The sequence below is a fragment of the Exiguobacterium sp. s16 genome, from assembly GCF_018618115.1.
Taxonomy (GTDB): Bacteria; Bacillota; Bacilli; order Exiguobacteriales; family Exiguobacteriaceae; genus Exiguobacterium; species Exiguobacterium mexicanum_A.
In genome coordinates this window covers 139388-160545 of the sequence record NZ_JACSLM010000002.1, presented here as the reverse complement: position 1 = coordinate 160545, position 21158 = coordinate 139388, and the positions used below count along the sequence as shown (strand labels likewise).

At 53.9% G+C, this 21158-nt stretch carries 21 protein-coding genes, 1 riboswitch and 1 other annotated feature; of the genes, 4 read left to right on the top strand and 17 right to left on the bottom strand.

What is annotated here, in order from left to right:
* Positions 1 to 108: 108 nt before the first annotated feature.
* Both leuS and KNP86_RS04315 read right to left on the bottom strand, forming a co-directional pair.
* Positions 109 to 2511, bottom strand: coding sequence for a leucine--tRNA ligase (gene leuS / locus KNP86_RS04320; RefSeq protein WP_034778309.1), 2403 nt, complete (start codon positions 2509 to 2511; stop codon positions 109 to 111).
* A gap of 41 nt (positions 2512 to 2552) precedes the next feature.
* Positions 2553 to 2771: a binding site (T-box leader), on the bottom strand.
* 42 nt (positions 2772 to 2813) lie between these two features.
* A complete protein-coding gene (locus tag KNP86_RS04315) occupies positions 2814 to 4004 on the bottom strand; it encodes an MDR family MFS transporter (RefSeq protein WP_052090142.1) in 1191 nt (396 codons plus the stop codon).
* Between the two features lie 176 nt (positions 4005 to 4180).
* On the opposite strand from KNP86_RS04315, the gene mnmL reads away from it, so the two are divergent.
* Positions 4181 to 5158 carry a tRNA modification radical SAM protein MnmL/YtqA gene (mnmL, locus tag KNP86_RS04310; protein ID WP_214753025.1) on the top strand — a complete coding sequence of 326 codons (978 nt, stop codon included), beginning with the start codon at positions 4181 to 4183 and terminating at the stop codon, positions 5156 to 5158.
* Positions 5112 to 5684 (top strand): tRNA 5-(aminomethyl)-2-thiouridylate-methyltransferase MnmM, encoded by a 573-nt coding sequence (gene mnmM, locus KNP86_RS04305; protein ID WP_214753024.1) that lies wholly within the window; start codon positions 5112 to 5114, stop codon positions 5682 to 5684. Before mnmL ends, mnmM begins: the two co-directional genes overlap by 47 nt.
* Positions 5685 to 5716: 32 nt before the next feature.
* Here the strand turns inward: mnmM and KNP86_RS04300 are convergent, their stop codons facing one another.
* Both KNP86_RS04300 and KNP86_RS04295 read right to left on the bottom strand, forming a co-directional pair.
* Positions 5717 to 6433, bottom strand: a complete 717-nt coding sequence (locus tag KNP86_RS04300; RefSeq protein ID WP_034778316.1) for an alpha/beta fold hydrolase — start codon at positions 6431 to 6433, stop codon at positions 5717 to 5719.
* Positions 6434 to 6523: 90 nt separating this feature from the next.
* Positions 6524 to 6994 carry a GNAT family N-acetyltransferase gene (locus KNP86_RS04295; protein WP_034778317.1) on the bottom strand — a complete coding sequence of 157 codons (471 nt, stop codon included), beginning with the start codon at positions 6992 to 6994 and terminating at the stop codon, positions 6524 to 6526.
* Positions 6995 to 7158: 164 nt separating this feature from the next.
* Between KNP86_RS04295 and KNP86_RS04290 the strand changes: the two genes are divergently transcribed.
* A complete protein-coding gene (locus KNP86_RS04290; protein ID WP_138859149.1) occupies positions 7159 to 7686 on the top strand; it encodes a hypothetical protein in 528 nt (175 codons plus the stop codon).
* Between the two features lie 42 nt (positions 7687 to 7728).
* Here the strand turns inward: KNP86_RS04290 and metK are convergent, their stop codons facing one another.
* Positions 7729 to 8937, bottom strand: coding sequence for a methionine adenosyltransferase (metK, locus tag KNP86_RS04285; protein ID WP_138859148.1), 1209 nt, complete (start codon positions 8935 to 8937; stop codon positions 7729 to 7731).
* 130 nt (positions 8938 to 9067) lie between these two features.
* Positions 9068 to 9187: riboswitch (SAM riboswitch) on the bottom strand.
* A 314-nt stretch (positions 9188 to 9501) separates the two neighbouring features.
* Here metK and pckA point away from each other — a divergent pair.
* The gene (gene pckA, locus KNP86_RS04280) at positions 9502 to 11073 is read left to right on the top strand and encodes a phosphoenolpyruvate carboxykinase (ATP) (RefSeq protein WP_034778322.1); all 1572 of its coding nucleotides are present in this window, start codon (positions 9502 to 9504) and stop codon (positions 11071 to 11073) included.
* Positions 11074 to 11106: 33 nt separating this feature from the next.
* Here pckA and KNP86_RS04275 read toward each other — a convergent pair whose 3' ends face one another.
* The 12 genes from KNP86_RS04275 to KNP86_RS04220 form a co-directional block, all read right to left on the bottom strand.
* Positions 11107 to 11865, bottom strand: a complete 759-nt coding sequence (locus KNP86_RS04275) for an alpha/beta hydrolase family protein (protein ID WP_214753022.1) — start codon at positions 11863 to 11865, stop codon at positions 11107 to 11109.
* On the bottom strand, positions 11846 to 12319 hold the full coding sequence (gene ytkD, locus KNP86_RS04270) for an RNA deprotection pyrophosphohydrolase (protein ID WP_034778327.1): 474 nt from the start codon (positions 12317 to 12319) through the stop codon (positions 11846 to 11848). Before ytkD ends, KNP86_RS04275 begins: the two co-directional genes overlap by 20 nt.
* 99 nt (positions 12320 to 12418) lie before the next feature.
* The gene (locus tag KNP86_RS04265) at positions 12419 to 13771 is read right to left on the bottom strand and encodes a glucose-6-phosphate isomerase (RefSeq protein ID WP_034778329.1); all 1353 of its coding nucleotides are present in this window, start codon (positions 13769 to 13771) and stop codon (positions 12419 to 12421) included.
* 106 nt (positions 13772 to 13877) lie between these two features.
* On the bottom strand, positions 13878 to 15041 hold the full coding sequence (locus KNP86_RS04260) for an iron-containing alcohol dehydrogenase (RefSeq protein ID WP_034778331.1): 1164 nt from the start codon (positions 15039 to 15041) through the stop codon (positions 13878 to 13880).
* A 68-nt stretch (positions 15042 to 15109) separates the two neighbouring features.
* On the bottom strand, positions 15110 to 16108 hold the full coding sequence (locus KNP86_RS04255; RefSeq protein ID WP_214753020.1) for a Gfo/Idh/MocA family protein: 999 nt from the start codon (positions 16106 to 16108) through the stop codon (positions 15110 to 15112).
* Between the two features lie 95 nt (positions 16109 to 16203).
* A complete protein-coding gene (gene yugI / locus KNP86_RS04250) occupies positions 16204 to 16596 on the bottom strand; it encodes a S1 domain-containing post-transcriptional regulator GSP13 (protein WP_016509788.1) in 393 nt (130 codons plus the stop codon).
* A 194-nt stretch (positions 16597 to 16790) separates the two neighbouring features.
* Entirely contained in the window at positions 16791 to 18026 is a 1236-nt protein-coding gene (locus KNP86_RS04245; protein WP_353048157.1) for a lysine N(6)-hydroxylase/L-ornithine N(5)-oxygenase family protein, read from the bottom strand.
* A 68-nt stretch (positions 18027 to 18094) separates the two neighbouring features.
* The gene (locus KNP86_RS04240; protein ID WP_214753016.1) at positions 18095 to 19282 is read right to left on the bottom strand and encodes an aminotransferase; all 1188 of its coding nucleotides are present in this window, start codon (positions 19280 to 19282) and stop codon (positions 18095 to 18097) included.
* Positions 19279 to 19773, bottom strand: a complete 495-nt coding sequence (locus tag KNP86_RS04235; protein WP_021065542.1) for an Lrp/AsnC family transcriptional regulator — start codon at positions 19771 to 19773, stop codon at positions 19279 to 19281. Before KNP86_RS04235 ends, KNP86_RS04240 begins: the two co-directional genes overlap by 4 nt.
* Positions 19774 to 19775: 2 nt before the next feature.
* Positions 19776 to 20576, bottom strand: coding sequence for a glycosyltransferase family 2 protein (locus KNP86_RS04230; protein WP_214753014.1), 801 nt, complete (start codon positions 20574 to 20576; stop codon positions 19776 to 19778).
* Entirely contained in the window at positions 20573 to 20821 is a 249-nt protein-coding gene (locus KNP86_RS04225) for a NifU N-terminal domain-containing protein (protein ID WP_034778343.1), read from the bottom strand. The genes KNP86_RS04230 and KNP86_RS04225 overlap by 4 nt, the downstream gene beginning before the upstream one ends.
* Before the next feature lie 12 nt (positions 20822 to 20833).
* On the bottom strand, positions 20834 to 21067 hold the full coding sequence (locus KNP86_RS04220) for a DUF1871 family protein (RefSeq protein WP_034778345.1): 234 nt from the start codon (positions 21065 to 21067) through the stop codon (positions 20834 to 20836).
* Positions 21068 to 21158: the final 91 nt, after the last annotated feature.

Below are 21158 nucleotides of genomic sequence, written 5' to 3'. Positions count from 1 at the left end.
GTCCCCTTTACATGCAGTATCGCCCTTTAGTGTAACAAACCCGCCCCGAAAAGAAAACGACATCATACAAAAGAAAGGAACGTGTGACAATGTCACACATTCCTTTGCTTATCCAACGACGATATTGACGAGCTTACCTGGAACGACGATCACTTTGCGGACCGTCTTCCCTTCCGTGAACTCTTGAACGCGTTCGTTCGCGAGCGCATCGGCCTCGAGCGCTTCTTTCGAAGCGTCGCGGGCCACGTGCATCTTCGCACGAAGCTTGCCGTTCACTTGGATGACGACTTCAATCGTGTCGCTGACGAGTTTCGACTCATCAAACTTCGGCCATGCCGCATACGTCAAGTCTTCCGTCATGCCGAGACGCTCCCACAACTCTTCGGCCAAGTGTGGCGCGACCGGGGCGAGCATCTTAATGAAGTTGATCATTTCTTGTTTCGGAAGCGTGTCTTGTTTATACGCTTCGTTGATGAAGACCATGAGTTGCGAGATCGCCGTGTTGAAACGGAGCGCCTCATAATCTTCTGTCACTTTCTTCACCGTCTGATGGTACGTCCGCTCGAAGTCGGCAGTCGGTGCGACGTCTTGAAGCTCTGTCTGATCGAACAAACGCCAGACACGGTCAAGGAAGCGACGAGCGCCGTCGAGACCGTTCGTCGACCAAGCGATGGCCGCATCGAGTGGTCCCATGAACATCTCGTAAAGACGAAGCGTGTCGGCTCCGTGCGATTTGATGATGTCATCCGGGTTGACGACGTTCCCTTTCGATTTCGACATCTTCTCGTTGTTCTCACCAAGGATCATCCCTTGGTTGTAGAGTTTTTGGAACGGCTCTTTCGTCGGGACGATGCCGATATCGTAGAGCACTTTGTGCCAGAAACGAGCGTAGAGCAAGTGTAGGACCGCGTGCTCCGTACCACCGATATACAAATCGACCGGAAGCCAACGCTTCAACTTCTCTGGGTCCGCGATCATGTCTTCATTGTGCGGATCGATGAAGCGAATGTAGTACCAGCAGCTGCCGGCCCATTGTGGCATCGTGTTCGTCTCGCGACGACCCTTCTCACCCGTCACTGGATCCGTGTACGTCAACCACTCGTCCGCGTTCGCAAGCGGCGATTCACCCGTACCCGACGGTTTGATTTCATCGATAATCGGGAGTTCGAGCGGGAGGTCTTCGACCGGTACCGTCTTGAGCGTGCCATCTTCCATATGAACGATTGGAATCGGCTCGCCCCAATAGCGCTGACGGCTGAACAACCAGTCGCGGAGACGATACGTCGTCTTCGCACGGCCAGTGCCGGCAAGTTCAAGCTCTTCGATGATCTTGGCGATCGCGTCGGCTTTATTGAGACCGTCCAAGCTACCTGAGTTGACGTGGACGCCATCCTCGACGTAAGCCGCCTCATCCAAGTTGCCGCCGGTGACGACTTCACGGATTGGAAGGTCAAACGTCTTCGCGAACTCATAGTCGCGCTCATCATGTCCAGGAACGGCCATGACCGCACCTGTACCATACGTTGACAACACGTAGTCAGCAATCCAGATTGGAAGCTTCTCACCATTGACCGGGTTGATCGCGTAAGCGCCAGTAAACACGCCTGTTTTCTCTTTAGCAAGATCGGTCCGCTCGAGATCCGTTTTTTTCGAGACTTCTTCGACGTACGCCTCGATGGCGACGGTTTGTTCCGGTGTCGCGATGGCTTTCACGAACGGGTGCTCCGGTGCGAGCGTGACGTATGTCGCGCCGTAAAGTGTGTCCGGACGTGTCGTGAACACCGTGACGACTTTTTCGTGACCGTCGACTTTGAAATCGACTTCGGCCCCGACCGACTTGCCGATCCAGTTGCGTTGCATCTCTTTGACGCTGTCTGGCCAGTCAAGCCCTTCTAAATCATCGAGCAACCGCTCTGCGTATTCCGTGATGCGGAGCACCCACTGCTTCATCGGGACACGGTAAACCGGATGGCTGCCGCGCTCTGACAAGCCGTCGATGACTTCTTCGTTGGCGAGTACCGTCCCGAGGGCCGGGCACCAGTTGACGGCGACTTCGTCGACGTAGGCGAGTCCGCGGTCATGGAGCTGTGTGAAAATCCATTGCGTCCACTTGTAGTATTTCGGGTCGGTCGTGCTGATTTCACGATCCCAATCGTATGAGAAACCGAGCTCTTTCAACTGGCGGCGGAATGTGCCGATGTTGCGCTCTGTGAACTCGCGCGGGTCATTCCCTGTGTCGAGGGCATATTGCTCGGCCGGAAGACCGAACGCGTCCCACCCCATTGGATGGAGGACGTTGAAGCCTTGCATCCGTTTCATGCGGGCGATGATGTCCGTCGCCGTGTAACCTTCCGGGTGACCGACGTGAAGGCCGGCTCCTGATGGATATGGGAACATGTCAAGGACGTAGAAACACTCCTTGTCCGGGTCTTCTGTCGTCCGGAACGCATCTTTCTCGTCCCAACGCTTTTGCCATTTCGGCTCGATGTCTTGATGTTTAAAATAATCCAAAATTCATCCTCCTCTGCATAATAAAAAGCCTTCCGCCCCGGTAATGGGACGAAAGGCTTGAAAGCTTTCCGCGGTACCACCCATGTTGCATTTCTGCCACTTGAGACGCCGATAACGAGGCGTAACTCCGGTTCACCTTACTGTTCGTTCAGGCGAACTGCTCCAAGGCGAGTTCTCGCAGTCCATATACCGGTTCACACCACCCACCGGCTCTCTACAAATACAGACGTCACGATACTATTCCTCTTCTACGCATGTGTATGATCTCACTCGTTCATTTTAGCCCAATCTGTTTTAGAGCGTCAACTTGATTTTTCAGGCACTCGGATGTCTTTCATAAAAATGAAGAACGCGAGCGCGATGGCCGTGAGCAAGAATAGCATTGTGAAGACGGCACCGATGCCGAATACGTCATAGACGAGGCCCGATAAGGTCGGGCCGATCATCCGACCGACCGAGGCCGCGATATTGACGAGTCCTTGGAACTGTCCTGCTTTCCCCGGCGGTGCGAGTTTCGCGGCGATCGTCGGAACGGCCGGCCAAATGAACATCTCCCCGATCGTCATGACGACCATCGCGACCATGAACATCGTAAAGCCCCCCGCGAACGGGACGACCGCGAAGGCGGCGAGGAAAATAACGGCGCCAACGATGAGTTGCTTCTTCAAATCGTCTTCAAAGTAACGAAGTGCCCGGTTGAGGAGCGGTTGAGCGAACACGATCAAGGCGCCGTTCACCGTCCAAAGGAGCGAATACTGGCTGATTGTCACGCCGAGGTCTTTCGAATGGACAGCGATCGTGCCTTGCCACTGCACGTAAACGAACCAAAGGGCCGCGTAACCGATGGCGACGAACCACATCGATTTCATCGTCGCGCCGGACAACGTCGTCGCCGCAGCCTCAAGCTGCGATTGGACGACCGGACGCGCCGGGTCTTTCAAATAACGGAGCCCGAACAAGAGGACGACGACGAACAAGACCGATAAGAAGAAGTTCGCATAGAAAATCAACTCGATGTCGATGCGCGCGATTTGCCCGCTCATCGCCGTCCCGAGGGCGACCCCGACGTTTTGGGCGACGTAAATCGCGTTGAACGAACGGCGTCCGCCTTCCGGCCAAATCAAGCCGGCGAACGCGTACACGGTCGGGAAGACGAGGCCACCCGAAAACCCAATCAATCCAAGCCAGCCCAAGTAACCGAGGAATGTGGCATGAAACAACAAGAAGCCGAGCGAGCTCGCGAGCAACAGCCCGACCGCGAGGATGAGCGTCCGTTTCCCGCCAATTCGGTCAAACAGCGTGCCCCCGATATAGTTCCCAGCGATGGCGAGCGCCGAGTTGACGAGGAGGGCAATCCCTGCGAGCGTCATCGATTCGCCTAAATATCCATTTATATAGAGTGTGTTAAATGGCCATAAAAAAGACGCCGCCGTTGTGTTGAGCGCCATCGCAATGACCAAAATCCATACCGAAATCGGCATTTTATTGTTCATACCAGTTACTCCTTTCATTCCCGTTTAACGATAAAAATTCGGCACGACGGCCGAATCAAGAATAAGTCCTTCTCCAAGCTAACGGAACGCCCCATAACTGTCAAGAAAAATTACTTATTATGAAGTAAACACGAGGAGAGCTTGTGATAGCATGAGCAAAGAAGGAGAGGATATTCATGCAACATCCATTTGGTGACGCCAGATACCACAAATTAAATGAAGCATACCGCCGTGAGTTCGGCGGGAAAGTGTTCAAGGTACCGCTCGACGGCGGTTTCACTTGTCCGAACCGGGACGGGCTCGTCTCGAAGGGCGGCTGTACATTCTGTTCGGACGACGGCAGCGGTGATTTTGCCGGCAACGCCTGCGATCCGATCCCGGTCCAATTTGCCGAAGTGAAAGCTCGGTTGCATCGGAAGTGGAAAGAAGCCCGCTACATCGCTTACTTCCAAGCGTTCAGCAACACGTATGCCCCCGTCACCCGGCTCCGGGAATTGTTCGAGCCTGCCCTTAAAGAGGAAGGTGTCGTCGGTCTATCGATCGCGACCCGACCGGACTGTCTGCCGGACGACGTCGTCGACTATCTCGCCGAGTTGAACGAGCGGACGTCCCTCACGGTCGAACTCGGTCTACAGACGATTCACGATGCGACAGCGAAAAAAATCAATCGTGGCCATGACTATAAGACGTTCCTCGAAGGTCTCGCCAAGCTCCGCCGACGCAATATAAGCGTGGTTGTCCATATCATTAACGGTCTCCCTGGTGAGACGACAGAGATGATGCTCGACACGGCGCGAGAAGTTGCTAAAATGGACATACAAGGAATCAAGATCCATTTGCTCCACGTCTTGAAGCACACGCCGCTCGCCCGTCAGTACGAAAAAGGATTGCTCGAGCTCATGGACGAGACGACTTACGTCTCCCTCGTCTGCGACCAGCTTGAGACGTTACCGCCCGAGATCGTCATCCATCGGTTGACCGGTGACGGGCCACCGGATCTGTTGATCGGTCCGACGTGGAGCCGGCACAAGATGGCCGTCTTGAACGCCATCGATGCCGAACTGGTGCGTCGTGATTCCTTCCAAGGAAAAAAGAAGGATGAGAGCCATGGGATTAATGAGAGTCTTACCGTTCGCGAAGTACCTACTCCGTGAACACGTCACACCTGGTGCCGTCGCCATCGATATGACGGCCGGCAACGGGCACGATGCATTGTTTTTAGCCGAACTCGTCGAGGCGACGGGACACGTCTACGCGTTTGATGTCCAAGCAGCGGCGGTCGAGGCGACACGCATTCGCATCGAGGAAGCAGCATTGACGGACCGCGTCACTGTCATCCACGACAGCCACGACACCGTCCGAGAAATTGTAGCGGACGAGACACGCCCGATCACAGCCGCCGTGTTCAACCTCGGTTATTTACCGGGAAGCGACAAGTCGGTCACGACGATGGGCAATACGACCATCGACGCCCTCGAGCAACTGCTCGACGTCATGGCCGTCGGTGGTGTCATCGTCGTCGTCATCTATCATGGCCATGATAGCGGCAAAATCGAGCGCGACGAGGTGCTCGCCTACGTCGAGGCACTCGATCAAAAGCGGGCCGGCGTCCTCCGTTACGGCTTCATCAATCAAATCAATCATCCCCCGTTCATCGTGGCGATTGAAAAACGTGCATGAAAACAGGCGACTCGAGCGAGTCGCCTGTTTTGTCATTCTCGAATCAATTCATAAAACGTGATGAGCGTCTCCGCGAACTTCGTGTTCAGTCGTTCATAGCCGAAATGCGGGAAGCCTTCGAGCCGGCGGATGTACACTTGATCGCCGCCGATTTTTCGACAGACGTTGAGCGTCAGTTTCACATCGGCGAAGCGGTCGTCCGGCGCATAGAAGCAAGCGAGTGGAAGGCGCGGCAAATGTTTCTTCTCTTCTTGATGCTCGACGATCTCTTCCTCGATTTCCCGGTATTGCCCATACGTGATCTCACCGAAGCGGGACGACTCTTCGCCTGCACCCATGAACGTCATCATGCCGAGCGGCAAATCCGGACGGAAACGGTCGACCGCACTCGCGACGACTTGTTTCAATCCGCCGATTTGGCGGGACGGATGCCAATCGAACAAGGGTGAGATATACGTCAAACTGCCGAGCGGCACATCGTATTCCTGGAGCAATCGGTTCGTTAACAACGCCCCGAGACTGAAGGCGATGACGTGAATCGGCAGTTTGTACTGGCTCGCCTCGCGTAGCGTGTTCTTGATTAACAGCTTATGGTCTTCCGCGGTCAAGCCGACCGTCTGTCCGGTCACGACGAGAACTTCATATTCGTCACGTAACCGTCCTAAAAACGCCTCGCTCAAGCGTGACGTGAACTGGAGCGGATAGACGATCACGATGACCCCTTTTCGTGATTCTTCTTCGTATGTCATACTGTCACCTCATTTTATTATGTCCATGTTTTTATACTAACAAAAAACATCAGCCGAGACTGATGTTTGTCAGAAAATCCGTCTAGGGTCTTAGCTCGGGTCATAGCGCAAATGAATCAGTTCCATCGGTTGGTCGTACACTTCCTCTTGAATCCGATTCAACTCGATGAACGCCTCATGGTTCAAAAAGGCGATCGCCTGCTCGTTCGAACTCTCGACGTACAGTTCGATCGGTTGAACTTTACGTTCGCGCAGATGAGACAATAAGGCCGTTCCGAGACCTTGTCGGTGATGGGTCGGATGAAGATAGAGTCGGAGCACTTCCCACGTATCCCCGCGGTCGATCGCATGATAGAACCCGATGACGTCGCCTTCGGCTTCACCGACAATGAACAACTGCTCTTTCGCTTCCTCGCTTGAACTGATGGCGCGGACGATCTCTTCTTGCTGATAAGCCCGTTCCATTACTTTTGAACGAACCTCGTCTTGTTCACTGACCGTTGCGAGCGCAATATCGCGGATGGTGGCGGCATCTTCTGGTACGGCTTCCCTGATCTTCATAACGGCATCCCCCTTTTGGCCAATCTAGTAGTATCATTCCCCATCAGCAAAAAAATATCCTGCCCGCTCATTACTTTTTGATGTCGAAATGAAGGAAGACGTTATTTTCCATTTTGACTCGGGTATAAGAGTATCAATGCCAACTTACAAAAAGGAGTGTTACTATGGAACCGAAACTACAACATGATCCAAAACTAGAGCAAGCCAACAATCCAAATCGTCAGTTTGACCAAGCAAATGCAGGTGGCCCTAAAATCACCGTCGTGACCGGGATGCTCCTCGGCGCCCTCGTCGGCGGTCTGCTCGCCTTACTTAGCACGTCGAACCGTGAGAACACGAAACAATCGTTCTCGAGCGCGAAATCGTCGGTCGGCGGTCTCGTCGATACAGTCAAACAAGACCCAGCCGGAAAGGCCTCACAAGTCATCGACCAAGTGAAATCAGCTTCTGGAATCATCCAAGAAGTTGCCACTGACGTTCAAAACGTATACGAGAAAGTCGCTGGTGAAGTCGACACGGTCAAAGAAGACGTGAACAAAGTCGTCGGCACGGCGCAAGAAGCGAAGTCAGATCTTCAATCGATCGGCGAGAAAGTCGTCGATGCGAAAGATACGGCGCTCGGGCAAGAAACTTCATCCGACACGTCATCAAGCAATAACGAATCATCGAATGACAACAAAACACAAGCCTAACAAAAAAACGACCTTTCGCTGAGAAAGGTCGTTTTTACTGTCTTATGCGAAGCGTTTCGCGCCTTCTTCAAGCACTGCCGCTTTATCCGTTTGCTCCCATGGGAGTTCAACGTCTGTACGACCGAAGTGGCCGTAAGCTGCTGTCTGCTTGTAGATTGGACGGCGAAGGTCGAGCATCTTGATGATGCCGGCCGGCCGGAGGTCGAAGTTCTCGCGAACGAGTTCGACGAGCTCAGTCTCGCTCAATTTGCCTGTGCCGAACGTGTCGACTGCGATCGATACCGGGTGGGCAACGCCGATCGCGTAAGCAAGTTGAACTTCTGCTTTGTCAGCAAGTCCCGCTGCAACGAGGTTTTTCGCTACGTAACGAGCCGCGTATGCCGCTGAACGGTCAACTTTGGTTGGATCTTTACCTGAGAACGCGCCGCCGCCGTGGCGAGCGTAACCACCGTACGTATCGACGATGATTTTACGTCCTGTAAGGCCTGCATCCCCTTGTGGTCCACCGATGACGAAACGGCCAGTCGGGTTGATGAAGTATTTTGTATCCGCGTCGATAAGTTCAGACGGGATGACCGCGTCGATGACGTGCTCTTTCAAATCAGCTTGGATTTGTTCGAGTGTGATGTCTTCGGCGTGTTGCGTCGAGATGACGATTGTGTCGATGCGAACTGGGTTGTTCGCTTCGTCGTATTCGACCGTCACTTGTGTCTTACCATCAGGACGAAGGTAAGCGAGCGTGCCGTTCTTACGAACTTCTGCCAAACGACGTGACAATTTGTGTGCGAGTGAAATCGGGAGCGGCATGAGTTCTGGTGTCTCTTTTGTTGCGTAACCGAACATGAGACCTTGGTCACCAGCGCCGATCGCATCGATTTCTTCTTCAGTCATTTGTCCTTCACGAGCTTCAAGCGCTTGGTCGACACCTTGGGCGATGTCTACCGATTGCTCATCAATCGATGTGAGGACAGCACAAGTCTCTGCATCAAAACCATATTTTGCACGTGTGTAGCCGATCTCACGAACTGTTTCACGAACAACTTTCGGGATATCCACGTAAGTTGATGTTGTGATCTCACCTGCTACGAGCACGAGACCTGTCGTGACAGATGTCTCAGCCGCAACGCGGGCGTTTGGATCTTCAGCTAAAATCGCATCCAAAATCGCATCTGAGATTTGGTCACAAATTTTATCCGGATGTCCTTCCGTGACGGACTCCGAAGTGAAAAGTCGACGGTTCAAGTTTGCCATTTCGAAAAACCTCCTATAATAAGGGTGATGTGTGGACGGTACTCGTTCCCCTTACGCGTTGCTTTGGGACGGTAATGAAAAAAACCTTTCGCCATGTTCAATGGGAAAGGTTGAATCGTTCTTCCTTACCCTCTTATCGTTCGAAGCTTGCGCTTCGCTTCAGGATAGCACCTTTTCCGAATAACAATGACAAATCGGACGGTTGCTGGGCTTCGTAGGGCCTTGTTCCCTCCACCGCTCAGAATAAGAGTATCCGTTACGAAGACCATCATATAAATGACACCCCGTTCTGTCAAGCGTATCGACTGAATTCGTAAAACTTTTCACGAACTCGCAATAGTTATGTTTGTGAAATATCAAACATTTTTTTGTCGGTTTTCGATTTTGTACTATGACCTGGTACAGAATATGTTAGAATGACAGTGTAAGAAAGCGCTTACTTTAAAGGGTAAAAAAGGCTTGTTTTTGATTAGTATGTCACATATAATAAAAACGTCATACTAATTAAACGCGGAAGTATGCGGATTTCATCCACATCTATTTAGGGGAAAGGTGGGATTCAGGATGGCGACAACGCTCCTGAAAATCGAAGAATTAATTAAAGGTGCCGACATGATGCGGAACTTAACGGTTCCAGAATTGGTGGAAGAAGCCATTCGCAACGGGGAAGGCGTACTGACGAAAGACGGGGCTTTATCGGTCAGTACAGGTAAATTCACAGGACGGTCACCGAAAGACAAATTCGTCGTGCAAGATGAAGTCAGCAATCATTTAGTAGACTGGGGTCCGGTCAACCAACCGATCGCAGAAGAGAAGTTCACGGCACTGCTCGATAAAGTGCTCACGCATCTCGAGACGAAAGACAAGCTCTATTATCTCGAGGCGTCTGCCGGGGCTGACGAGCATTATACGCTCCCGGTCCGGGCCATCACAGAATACGCGTGGCACAACTTGTTCGCGAAACAGTTGTTCTTGCGCGAATGGCCGACACAAGGTGCCTTTGATCCGTTCACGGTCATCTATGCACCGAGCTATAAGGCCGATCCGGAAGTCGACGGGACGAACTCCGAAACGTTCATTCTCGTCTCATTCGCCAAACGGACCATTCTGATCGGGGGAACAGAATACGGCGGCGAAATTAAAAAATCGATTTTCTCAGTCATGAACTTCCTGTTACCGGAACAGCACGTCTTGTCGATGCATTGCTCGGCGAACGTATCGGACGCCGGCGAGACGGCTCTCTTCTTCGGGCTATCGGGTACCGGAAAGACGACGCTATCGGCCGACACAGAACGTCATTTAATCGGGGACGACGAGCATGGTTGGTCTCCTGACGGCGTCTTCAACATTGAAGGCGGTTGCTACGCGAAGACGATCAACTTGTCGCGTGAGAACGAACCTCAAATCTACGATGCCATTCGATTTGGCTCGTTGATTGAGAACGTCGTCTTGGACGAGGAACGGGCGCCAGACTACAAGAACATCTCACTCACTGAGAACACACGGGCCGCCTACCCGATTCAATTTATCGATAACGCGATGCTTCCGTCACGAGCCGGGCATCCGAACACGATCGTCTTCTTGACGGCCGACGCATACGGCGTCCTGCCTCCAATCAGCAAATTGACGAAGGAGCAGGCGATGTATCACTTCTTGTCAGGCTATACGTCGAAGCTAGCCGGCACGGAGCGCGGCGTGACGGAGCCGCAGGCGACCTTCTCGACATGTTTCGGGTCACCGTTCTTGCCGCTCGCACCGGAACGCTACGCCGACATGCTCGGCACGTTGATCGAGAAACATGACGTCGACGTCTATCTCGTCAATACGGGTTGGACCGGCGGCGCATACGGCGAAGGATCGCGGATGAAGCTCGCCTATACACGGGCGATGGTGAACGCGGCCGTCAACGGGAAACTCCGTGACGTCGAGACGACGCGCCATGACATCTTCAACGTCGAGATCCCACGCCACATCGACGGGGTGCCAGACGACGTGCTCAACCCACGGGGCACATGGAAAGACGGGGCCCGCTACGACGCCGAGGCGGCAGCGCTCGCCCGTAAGTTCCAAGACAACTTCAAACGATTCACGAAAGCGAGTGAGGCGGTCGTCGCGGCCGGCCCAATCATCGTGTAATAAAAAATGACTAGCGCCTGGTTTAGGCGCTAGTCATTTTTTTGGTGCGACGGCTAACATCCAGTCCATCGCCTCATCGGTCGTCTTCCACTTTTCCCAAAACGGGAGTTGATGAGCGAACGGGACGATCCAAAGTTCGGCCCGCTCCCCCATCCGTTCGGCCACGGCTGTCGCATGACGGAGCCGCACTTGCTCGTCGTCTGTCCCGTGAATCAATAACGTCGGGGCCTCCCAGTCCTTGTAGAGGGGTGAACGCTCCACGTACGCCGCACGAGCCGCTTCCGGATCACCCCCGGTCATACGGCGGAGCATTTTCCGCATCGAGCGTTGCTCTTCGTACGTCCATTCCAAATTGGTGACACCCGCCCATGACGTCACGGACGTGAGCGGCCGCTCCGCGGCGAGCGACAACGCCATCATGCCCCCACGCGAGAAGCCAAGGGCATGAATGAGCGTGTCCGTTCGATGGACGCGATCATAGAGAGACAAGACATCCTCTAAATCGGCCCCGCCGAAGTCCTCTTTCCCGCTCCCCCCATGGTTACCCCGATAAACAGGCGCCACGACGTGGAAACCTTTGGCCGCGAACTGCATCAACCGGGGCAAGCGCACGTCGCCGATGCGTCCTGTTCCACCGCGCAAATAAAACAGGACGTGCCCGTTCGGTCGCGTCGGCGTGATCGTATAGGCGACGACATCCTCACCATCGCGCGTCGCGTACCAGCCACGGTGGACCGCATAACCGGCATATGGTGGGAGGACCTCGATCCGGTCAAACCATTCGTTTTTCATGTAGCACCTTCATCGTTTCCGGGAGCACCCGGTCTTTCATCATGAAACTGTACCGGTTGTTCCGGAGCAGATTCGTTGGCAGTTCCTTCATGAGCACGGCGCCGTCGGTCTCATCGACGGCCGGATGGTCATCGAAGCGCTCGATCTCGGCGAAGTAAATATTTTTGATGACCGTGTCCCCGCGCCCGAGCACGCGGTATTGTCCGAGATAGTGCAGCGTCTTCACGACACCACCCGTCTCTTCATACACTTCCCGAATCGCGGCATCATCCTCATGTTCGCCGGGCTCAACTTTTCCACCCGGAAACTCGAGTCCGCGTTGCTTATGCTTCGTCAGCACCCATTGATTCTCATAGCGGGCGACGACCCAGACGTGGAGCGGCGTATCCGAAAATGGATAGTGCGCGAAGCTCAACTCGACTTTATTGTGATAGTAGTCCGTGAATGTCAACATAGTCCATCCCTTTCTTTCCCCTGTCTACTCTCACTTTACCTTGTCTTCCCCCAGTTTCAAACAAAAAAAATAGGCCCGCCGGAGCGGACCTACTCGAAATTACTGGTTCAAACGCTTTTCAAGCTCAGCTTTTTGTTCTTCGTAACCTGGTTTTCCAAGCAACGCGAACATGTTCGCTTTATACGCTTCGACGCCCGGTTGGTTGAACGGGTTCACCCCGAGAATGTATCCGCTCATCGCGCATGCCTTCTCGAAGAAGTAGAACAAGTAACCGAGGTGGTACGGCGTCATCTCTGGCAATTCGACAACGAGGTTCGGTACCTCTCCGTCCGTGTGGGCAAGGAGTGTTCCTTCAGCCGCTTTGTCGTTCACGAATTGGATCGTTTCGCCGGCGAGGAAGTTCAAGCCGTCGAGATCTTGCGCGTCTTCTGGCACGTTCATCGCGTGACGGACGTTCGTGACACGGATGACCGTCTCGAACAAGTCACGACGACCTTCTTGGATGTATTGTCCCATCGAGTGGAGGTCAGTTGAGAAGTCGACAGCCGCCGGGAAGATCCCTTTGTTGTCTTTTCCTTCTGATTCGCCGTAAAGCTGTTTCCACCACTCCGACACGTAGTGCAAGGCCGGTTCGTAGTTGACGAGCAACTCGATCGACTTGCCTTTCGCATACAAGGCGTTACGGACGACCGCATATTGGTACGCCTCGTTCTCAGAGAGCTCTGGTGACGAATAGGCGTTTTGTGCGTCGCGTGCACCTTCCATGAGGGCATCGATGTCGATGCCTGCCGCAGCGATCGGAAGGAGTCCGACCGGTGTGAGGACCGAGAAGCGGCCTCCGACGTCATCCGGGATGACGAACGTCTCGTAGCCTTCCGCATCCGCAAGCGTCTTCAAGGCGCCACGGGCACGGTCTGTCGTCGCATAGATGCGCTCACGAGCACCGTCTTGACCATACTTGTCTTCCATGAACTGTTTCAAGACACGGAACGCGATCGCCGGCTCTGTCGTCGTTCCCGATTTCGAGATGACGTTGACCGAGACGTCTTTGCCTTCGAGCACCTGGAGCAACTCCGTCAAATAAGTAGACGAGATGTTGTGGCCGGCGAAGAAGACTTGTGGCGCGTTGCGCTCTTCTTTTGACAATACGTTGAAGAATGAATGTTGAAGCATCTCGATGGCCGCGCGTGCGCCGAGGTATGATCCACCGATCCCGACGACGACGAGGACGTCCGAGTTCTCACGGATTCGTTCCGCGGCCGCTTTGATGCGGGCAAACTCATCCGTATCGTAGTTTGTTGGGAGGTCGACCCACCCAAGGAAATCGCTACCTGCCCCGCTGCGGTCATGGATGACCGAATGCATTGCTTTCACGGTTTCTTGCAATTGATCGACTTCATGTTCCCCGACGAAAGACAGGGCGTTTGAATAATCGAAACGTACAGTTGACATGTCATTTCCTCCTTTAAATCGCTCCTTGAAGAGCCATACATGACCCATCATAAACGGAAACGTCGGATTCGTTCAATCATTATTGCAAAATAGGCATCAAATCGCCTTATTTGCTCAACTCAAGAATCGCTGCCACGTCTTCACGTTCGAGTGTGCGGAAGCGACCGAACGCCCCGCGTTTCATCGCCGAATCCAAGATGGCGTCGAACGTCGACTCGTCGATGTCATAGTCACGGAGCGAGCTTGGCGCGCCGAGCTCATCGAAGAAGGCACGAACGGCTGCAATCGTACGCTTCGCCGTTTCCAAGTCTGTGTCAGCCGGTTCGACGTTGAACACTTCTGTGCCTAAGCGTGCGAAACGTGCTGCATTGTCTTCATCGAGTACATGTTCCATCCAGCGCGGGAACAGGATCGCGAGTCCGCCTGCATGCGGGATGTCATGGACAGCCGAGACCGCATGTTCGATGTTGTGCGATGCCCAGTCGCCCGAGGCACCCATTTGGAGCACACCGTTCAAGGCGATCGTACCTGAGAACAAGATGATGGCGCGCAAGTCGACATTTTCTAAATCGTCGACGAGTTTCGGTGCCGATTCGACGACCGCTTTCAACACGCCTTCCGTCATCCGCTCTTGAACCGGCGCATGGTTCGGGTGGAAGTACTGCTCGAAACAGTGGCTCATCATGTCGACGATGCCGTAAATCGTTTGGTCTTTTGGCACTGATACCGTGTAACGTGGGTCGAGGATCGAGAACGTCGGATAGACGAGCGGGTGACCCCAGCCGTACTTCTCTTGTGTCTCCCAGTTCGTGATGACCGAACCTGAGTTCATCTCAGAACCGGTCGCCGCGAGCGTGAGCACCGTACCGAACGGGATCGCTTCCGTCGGGATGTGGTCACGGAGCACGATGTCCCAAGCGTCGCCTTCATACGGGATGGCCGCCGAGATGAGTTTCGTGCAATCGATGACCGAACCGCCGCCGACCGCGAGCAATGCGTCGATGTTTTCTTCACGCGCTTGTTTGACGGCACGACGTACCGTCTCGATGCGCGGGTTCGGTTCGACGCCTGAGAAGTCGACGAAATCGATCGAGGCGTTGTTCAGTTCCGCCACGACTTCATCGTACGTGCCGTTCTTTTTGATGCTCCCGCCTCCATAGACGAGCATCACTTTCTTGGCGTCAAGCGCCTTCAACTCGCTCGCGAGTTTTTCAATCTGATGTGTCCCGAAAATAAGTTTCGTCGGGTTCTTGTATTCAAAGTTGTGCATGTTTCATCCTCCTTCGAAAATATGTAACACCTACACTATATACCCTGTTTTTTATGATTGAAAAGCAATCAGGCCTGAGCGTAGATGCGGTCGATGATCGTATGGAGCGTCACTGCCTGTTCCGCTTGCAGGTACGATGGCTCGTGCCGACAAGCCTCGAGGAACGTGCGAATCTGACTGGTGTACGGATCTTGGAGCGTCAGATGGGCCGGTGATTTATCGAATAAGGCGCCATGCTCTTCCGTATGGAGTTGGAGAGGAAAGAGCGACGCCCCGCCCATCGTGCCCCGTAGTTCGACCCGCATCGTGTCCGCCGCCTCGACATTGGCCATGAAACTCGCGTCTAAAAACAAAGATGCTCCGTTGTCGAACGTGACCATCGCCCGGGCCGTGTCTTCGACCGAGAACGCCTCCGCGTCCCAATCACCCATCAGCCCGACACCAGGCCGTGTGCCGAGGTATTGACCGACGTGACCGATGACATCGACCGGCTTCGGATAATCCATCAAATACAAGGCGAGGTCGAGCATATGTACCCCGATATCAAGCAGTGCACCGCCTCCTTGCAGTTCCTTATCCGTGAACACGCCCCATCCCGGGATACCACGACGCCGCAGGGCAAGGGCCGTCGCCGCATAGACATGACCGAGTTCCCCGGCATCGATCATCCGTTTCAATAGTTGTGTGTCCGACCGGTGCCGGTAATGGAATCCGTAATGAAGCGTCCGCTCTGCCTTCCGGGCCGCTTCTAGCATCTCGTTCGCCTCACGGGCCGAGATGGCCGGTGGCTTCTCACAGAGGACGTGGCATCCTGCCTCGAGTGCGGCGATGACTTGCGCTTTGTGGAGCGCGTTCGGCGTACATACACTGACCGCATCGAGTTGTTCTGTGACGAGCATCTCTTCGACCGTCTCATACACCCGTTTGATTCCAAACTGTTCAGCCACCGCTTCCCCGCGCTCTCGCGTCCGATTCATGACGGCGACGACGTCGGCCCCTGCCGCGATGTATTGCGGGATATGGGCAGTCTTGGCAATTCCACCCGTACCGATGATTCCGATTCTCATGGTCCTCACTCCTTTTCTGTACTGTTCGTGAACGAGCGGGACATTTCCTGTACAAAAAAAAAGACGACCTGCACATGGCAGGTCGTCTCAATCACTTACTTCTTGAAGTTCGTGTTTTTGATCCAGTCTTCGAGCTTGTCCTTGAGGACAGTGAATCCTGGAGCTTCTTCTTGCTTGAAGTTTGAAGCTTCGTTGCGGCGTGGTGCGCCACGACGAGCTGGCTTAGCCGACTTCTCGCGTTTTGGAGCTTCTTGTGTCGCTTTCATTGAAAGCTTGATTTTCTTAGATGCTTCATCAACATCAAGAATTTTCACTTCAACTTCTTGACCGACTTGAACGTACTCGTTCACGTCTTTCACGTAGTCGTGTGAGATTTCAGAGATGTGGACAAGACCTTGAGTCTCGTCGTCGAGTGCGACGAACGCACCGAAAGGTTGGATTCCTGTTACTTTACCTTTTAAAACTTGATCTTTTTCGTATTTTGCCATTACAAACACTCCTATGCTAAATTCATCAACTTACTATAACATACTTTTTTCGATAAAGTGTACAAATTAGTAAAAAAGATTATTTGGGATTATTTTCGTGTTTCAAAGTCGACGGGTCGGGTAAATACAAATCAAGCAAGACTTCAAGTATTCCCCCCTGATTCCGCTAGGCTAACGCCTAGCCCTTTTTTTGTTCAAAAGCTTGTAAACGGTCGCTGTGCGGCCACCTCAAACACCGTCTCCCCTACCATTTCATTCAACATAATCGCGTTCCGATATACGGCCATCCCTAAATTCGTTGCCGCCGGCCCGTGCGAATGTTCCAAGTTCGTATGGGTGAACAGACTGCCGGTTAACCGAGTCTCCGTCGCGATTTGATAGCGGTTGTTGACGCGCCATAGTCGTTCCGCTTCCCATTCGATGTCAAATCGTTCGACCCACTCCGGAATCCGCGGTCGATACCCGGTCGCCGCCACGACCGCATCATATTCGTTCGTGAACGATTCACCGCTATGCTGCTGAGTCCCTTCGACCATATAGCTCGATGAGTGCGATACGCGCTCGATTTCGATTTGGGTACACAAGTTCGTCGCTTGGTCCGTCCCGTCCGCCGTCCGATGATATAACGCCCCATAGATGGCACGGAGCGTCTCTGGGTTGACGCCATTGCGGAATCGTTCGAACGACTTCCCAAGTTGCTCACGTTCCGCGTACGGTAATCGATTGAAATACTCGACATACGACAAGCTGAAGATTTCTTCCCCGAGTTTGCCGCTCTCGAGCGACTCGAACACGTCCGAGCGCGTCACCCAATCGATTTGTTGCCGCGTTTTATCGGATCGACTCAATAAATCGAGATACACCTCCGCCGCGCTCTGCCCGCTGCCGATGACGACGATGCGGTCCTTTTCAAGCAATCGTTCCCGCTCCATTCGATACGAGCTCGTATGGATGACGTCTTGGAACGCCTCTGGGATGAGCGGTTCGGCCCCGGTCCCGATGACGACGTGTCGCGACGATAGCGTCTCTTCGCCTTTAGGCGTCGCGACCGTGACGAGGAAGCCGTCCTGTGCCGGACGGACGTCGACGACCCGGTGCGAGAACTTGATTGTGTCGAGCGAAGCAGCGATCGCCTGCAAATAACGATTGAACTCTGTCCGGGGAATCGTCGGGCTCTCTTGGACGATGAACGTCTGCAGCCGGCCAACCTGCTTCAAGTAGTTCAAATAGCTGTGCCGGCTCGTCGGGTCGGCGAGCGTCACAAGGTCATATAAATAATGCGTCTGCATCGTCGCCGCTTCGAGCAACATTCCTTCATGCCAATTGAAGTCGGCCCGCTCTTCAAAACATATACCCGTCAATTTGGTCGATTCGCTGAGCGCCATCAAGCCGAGATTGTACGGGCCACATCCGATTGCTACAAAATCCACTCGTTCCAATGACCTCACCTCGCTCGTCTTTTCCCATCTATTATACCACTAAAACGTAAAACAGACCCTCATCGCTGAGAGTCTGTCACTGTCGTCGTCACTTCGAACTGTTTCATGAACCGATCGATGCGACGAATCGCTTCTTGTAATTGTTCGACCGACGTCGCGTAACTAGCCCGGACGAAGCCTTCACCGCTCGCGCCGAAGGCGTTGCCCGGCACGACCGCGACCCGTTCCTCGAGCAAGAGACGCTCGGCGAACTCTTCGCTCTTCAATCCGGTGTGGCGAATCGATGGGAAGGCGTAGAACGCCCCACCCGGTACGTGCGTCGGTAACCCGGCGTCATTGAGGGCCTGGATGAAGTAGTTACGGCGCTGCCGATAGCTCTTCACCATCTTCGGTACATGCTGGTCACGGCTCTTCAGTGCCTCGAGACCGCCGAACTGAACGAGCGTCGGGGCACACATCATGCCGTACTGATGAACTTTGAGCATCTCCCGTGTCACGACTTCCGGCGCACATGTGAACCCGAGCCGCCAGCCTGTCATCGCGAACGCCTTCGAGAACCCGTTGACGACGATCGTCCGCTCGCGCATATCATGAAGCGTCGCAAAGCTTGTGAACGGCTCGTCATATGACAGTTCGGCATAAATTTCATCACTGACGACCCAAAGGTCATGTTTCGTCGCGAGTTCCGCAATCTCGGTGAGTTCTTCACCCGTCATCGTCGCTCCGGTCGGGTTTGACGGGAAGCAGAGGAGCATCGCTTTCGTGCGCTCCGTGATCGCCGCTTCGACGTCTTCCCGGTTCAGACGGAACCCGTTCTCCGGACGACAGGCGACCGGGACGACCGTCCCGCCGGCGAGCTCGATGAGCGGCCCGTACGAGACGAAAGCCGGTTCAACGACGATGACCTCGTCACCCGGGTTGAGGAGAGCCCGGAAGGCGATATCGAGCGCCTGAGACGCGCCCGTCGTGACGATCAGTTCCGTGGCCGGGTCATATGTCGCCCCGAACCGGTCCGCCATGTAACCAGCGATTTCTTGACGTAACTCGAGGAGACCGGCGTTCGCGCTATAGGCCGTGTAGCCTTGCTCGAGCGCCGCATAGCTCGCCTCGCGCACGTTCCACGGCGTGATGAAATCCGGCTCTCCCACCCCGAGAGAGACGACGTTTTCCATCGTTTGCGCCAAATCGAAGAATCGGCGAATGCCGGACGGCTTCATTGAGACGACTTGTTGGGATAGTGACTTCATGGCGTAATATTCAACCGTTTGTCTTCGACTTGCGGGGTGAATAAAATGCCATCATGCTTATACGTCTTCAATTTGAAGTGCGTCGTCGTCGAGACGACCGAGTCAAGCGGTGACAATTTGTCCGAAACGAACGACGCGACGTCTTGAAGCGAGTTCGCCCGAATGACGACTTGCAGGTCGTAAGCCCCTGACATCAAATAGAGCGCCGTCACTTCCGGGAAGCGATAAATACGTTCCGCGACCTCATCGAAACCACGACCCCGTTTCGGAGTGACTTTGACGTCGATGAACGCCGTGACATCGTGGCGATTGATTTTTTGCCAGTTGACCATCGCCCGGAAGCCGAGCAAGATACCGTCCGCCTTGAACTTCTCGAGCATCGCTTCGACAGTCGCCTCGTCGGTCGCGAGCAAGTTCGCCAACAGTTTCGTCTCGAGGTAGCCTTTCTCTTCGAGCAGCTCGAGCAGTTCTAGTTCTTTCGATGTATACATAGTTATTCTCCTTCCGTTCTACCGGGGAACGCCCCTGTGAACGTTCTCTCTGTCTGTCTCACATAGTCCCGTCGTTCGGCTTGGACGATATGGAAGTTCTTCATTTCCATATTGACCAAACCGTGCTTGTGACAGAACCGATCAAAGTAACGACGGCGCGTCTCGTCTTGTTTGGCCGACAAGTTGTCGGTGCCATTGAACGCATAGAGCACCGTCGCGCGGGCCGGATGACGAATCGTCCCGACCTCACTGACACGTAGAATGAAATCCCAATCCCAGTAGTTATAGACGTCCTCGTCGAACGATCCAATCGTCTCGTGGAGCTGTTTTCGATAGAGCGTACCAGACGGGATAAACGTCGAGTCTTGGCGAAGGCGCTCCAAATCGAGGGCGTAGGCGAATGCCTCCCAGTCGGTGACGCGACGGCGCCCATCTTCCCACGTAAAGCGGAACAGTTCCGCGTCCGTGAAGACGAGGTCGGCCGAACGGATGTCCTCGAGCGCTTGTTCGATATGGGTCGGCATGAGTAAATCATCATCGTCGAGCAACAGGATATAGTCGCCGCTCGCTTCCTGTACGCCGCGATTGCGGGCTTTGACGTGATGATTCTCGCCAAGATCGATATATCGAATCGATAATCGATTCAAAAAAGGCGCCAAAAGATGCTGCTTTGGCGGCCCGTCATTATTGATCACAAGTACTTCGAACTCCCCGAACGTCTGGACGACCAGACATTCGAGCAGTTCCGTCAGTTCCGTCTCCCGCGAATGGACCGGGATGACGATGGAAACGAGCGGGTTCATCCGCGGTAAGCAGTTTCGACGTGCGGCAAGATGGCTTCCCAGCTGACGCCGTTTTCTTTCGATACCGTGACGAAATCGCCATAGGCGAATACGCTCTCGACGCCTTCGATGGCGACGAGTTTTGCGAGAAGCGGTTGGTCCGTCTCTTCGCCGGCTTTCACGCTTTGGCTTTTCGCGCCGAAGACGTTCTCAGGAAGTGTAATTTTCATTGCATTTGGATTCGGTGTTGGATCGATACGTAACATCGTGGTTCCCCCTTATAGTTGACAAGATTCTGAAGACGCGAGTAGTCGTGCCGCCATGGCCCGTGTTTCTGGTTCACTTGGACAGTCGCCAAAAGCGTCTGTCAAGATCTGTCGAATCACGTCATCCAATTGATCGATCGAATCGACGTGAATGAGCGCCAAGGCGATATCGTCAAACTCTGGTCCATACGACCCAAGCCCGTAACCGAGTGGGTCCCATGCTAATAATAAGTCTTCTGCTCTCATTTGTTAAACCCTTCTTTTTACCTTGATTTCAAATCGTACTCCCTCAATCTACCTCACTTTTCAGTTCGATGCTAGTGAGCGTTCGAATTTC

Coding starts and splice junctions, on each gene's coding strand:
- KNP86_RS04240 (WP_214753016.1), bottom strand. CDS start 19,282: ATGAAGTCACTATCCCAACAAGTCGTCTCAATGAAGCCGTCCGGCATT.
- mnmL (WP_214753025.1), top strand. CDS start 4,181: ATGCAACATCCATTTGGTGACGCCAGATACCACAAATTAAATGAAGCA.
- KNP86_RS04225 (WP_034778343.1), bottom strand. CDS start 20,821: ATGTTACGTATCGATCCAACACCGAATCCAAATGCAATGAAAATTACA.
- KNP86_RS04255 (WP_214753020.1), bottom strand. CDS start 16,108: ATGAGAATCGGAATCATCGGTACGGGTGGAATTGCCAAGACTGCCCAT.
- KNP86_RS04220 (WP_034778345.1), bottom strand. CDS start 21,067: ATGAGAGCAGAAGACTTATTATTAGCATGGGACCCACTCGGTTACGGG.
- yugI (WP_016509788.1), bottom strand. CDS start 16,596: ATGGCAAAATACGAAAAAGATCAAGTTTTAAAAGGTAAAGTAACAGGA.
- KNP86_RS04315 (WP_052090142.1), bottom strand. CDS start 4,004: ATGAACAATAAAATGCCGATTTCGGTATGGATTTTGGTCATTGCGATG.
- KNP86_RS04295 (WP_034778317.1), bottom strand. CDS start 6,994: ATGAAGATCAGGGAAGCCGTACCAGAAGATGCCGCCACCATCCGCGAT.
- KNP86_RS04275 (WP_214753022.1), bottom strand. CDS start 11,865: ATGAAAAACGAATGGTTTGACCGGATCGAGGTCCTCCCACCATATGCC.
- KNP86_RS04265 (WP_034778329.1), bottom strand. CDS start 13,771: ATGTCAACTGTACGTTTCGATTATTCAAACGCCCTGTCTTTCGTCGGG.
- mnmM (WP_214753024.1), top strand. CDS start 5,112: ATGGGATTAATGAGAGTCTTACCGTTCGCGAAGTACCTACTCCGTGAA.
- metK (WP_138859148.1), bottom strand. CDS start 8,937: ATGGCAAACTTGAACCGTCGACTTTTCACTTCGGAGTCCGTCACGGAA.
- KNP86_RS04230 (WP_214753014.1), bottom strand. CDS start 20,576: ATGAACCCGCTCGTTTCCATCGTCATCCCGGTCCATTCGCGGGAGACG.
- KNP86_RS04260 (WP_034778331.1), bottom strand. CDS start 15,041: ATGCACAACTTTGAATACAAGAACCCGACGAAACTTATTTTCGGGACA.
- pckA (WP_034778322.1), top strand. CDS start 9,502: ATGGCGACAACGCTCCTGAAAATCGAAGAATTAATTAAAGGTGCCGAC.
- ytkD (WP_034778327.1), bottom strand. CDS start 12,319: ATGTTGACATTCACGGACTACTATCACAATAAAGTCGAGTTGAGCTTC.
- KNP86_RS04235 (WP_021065542.1), bottom strand. CDS start 19,773: ATGTATACATCGAAAGAACTAGAACTGCTCGAGCTGCTCGAAGAGAAA.
- KNP86_RS04290 (WP_138859149.1), top strand. CDS start 7,159: ATGGAACCGAAACTACAACATGATCCAAAACTAGAGCAAGCCAACAAT.
- KNP86_RS04300 (WP_034778316.1), bottom strand. CDS start 6,433: ATGACATACGAAGAAGAATCACGAAAAGGGGTCATCGTGATCGTCTAT.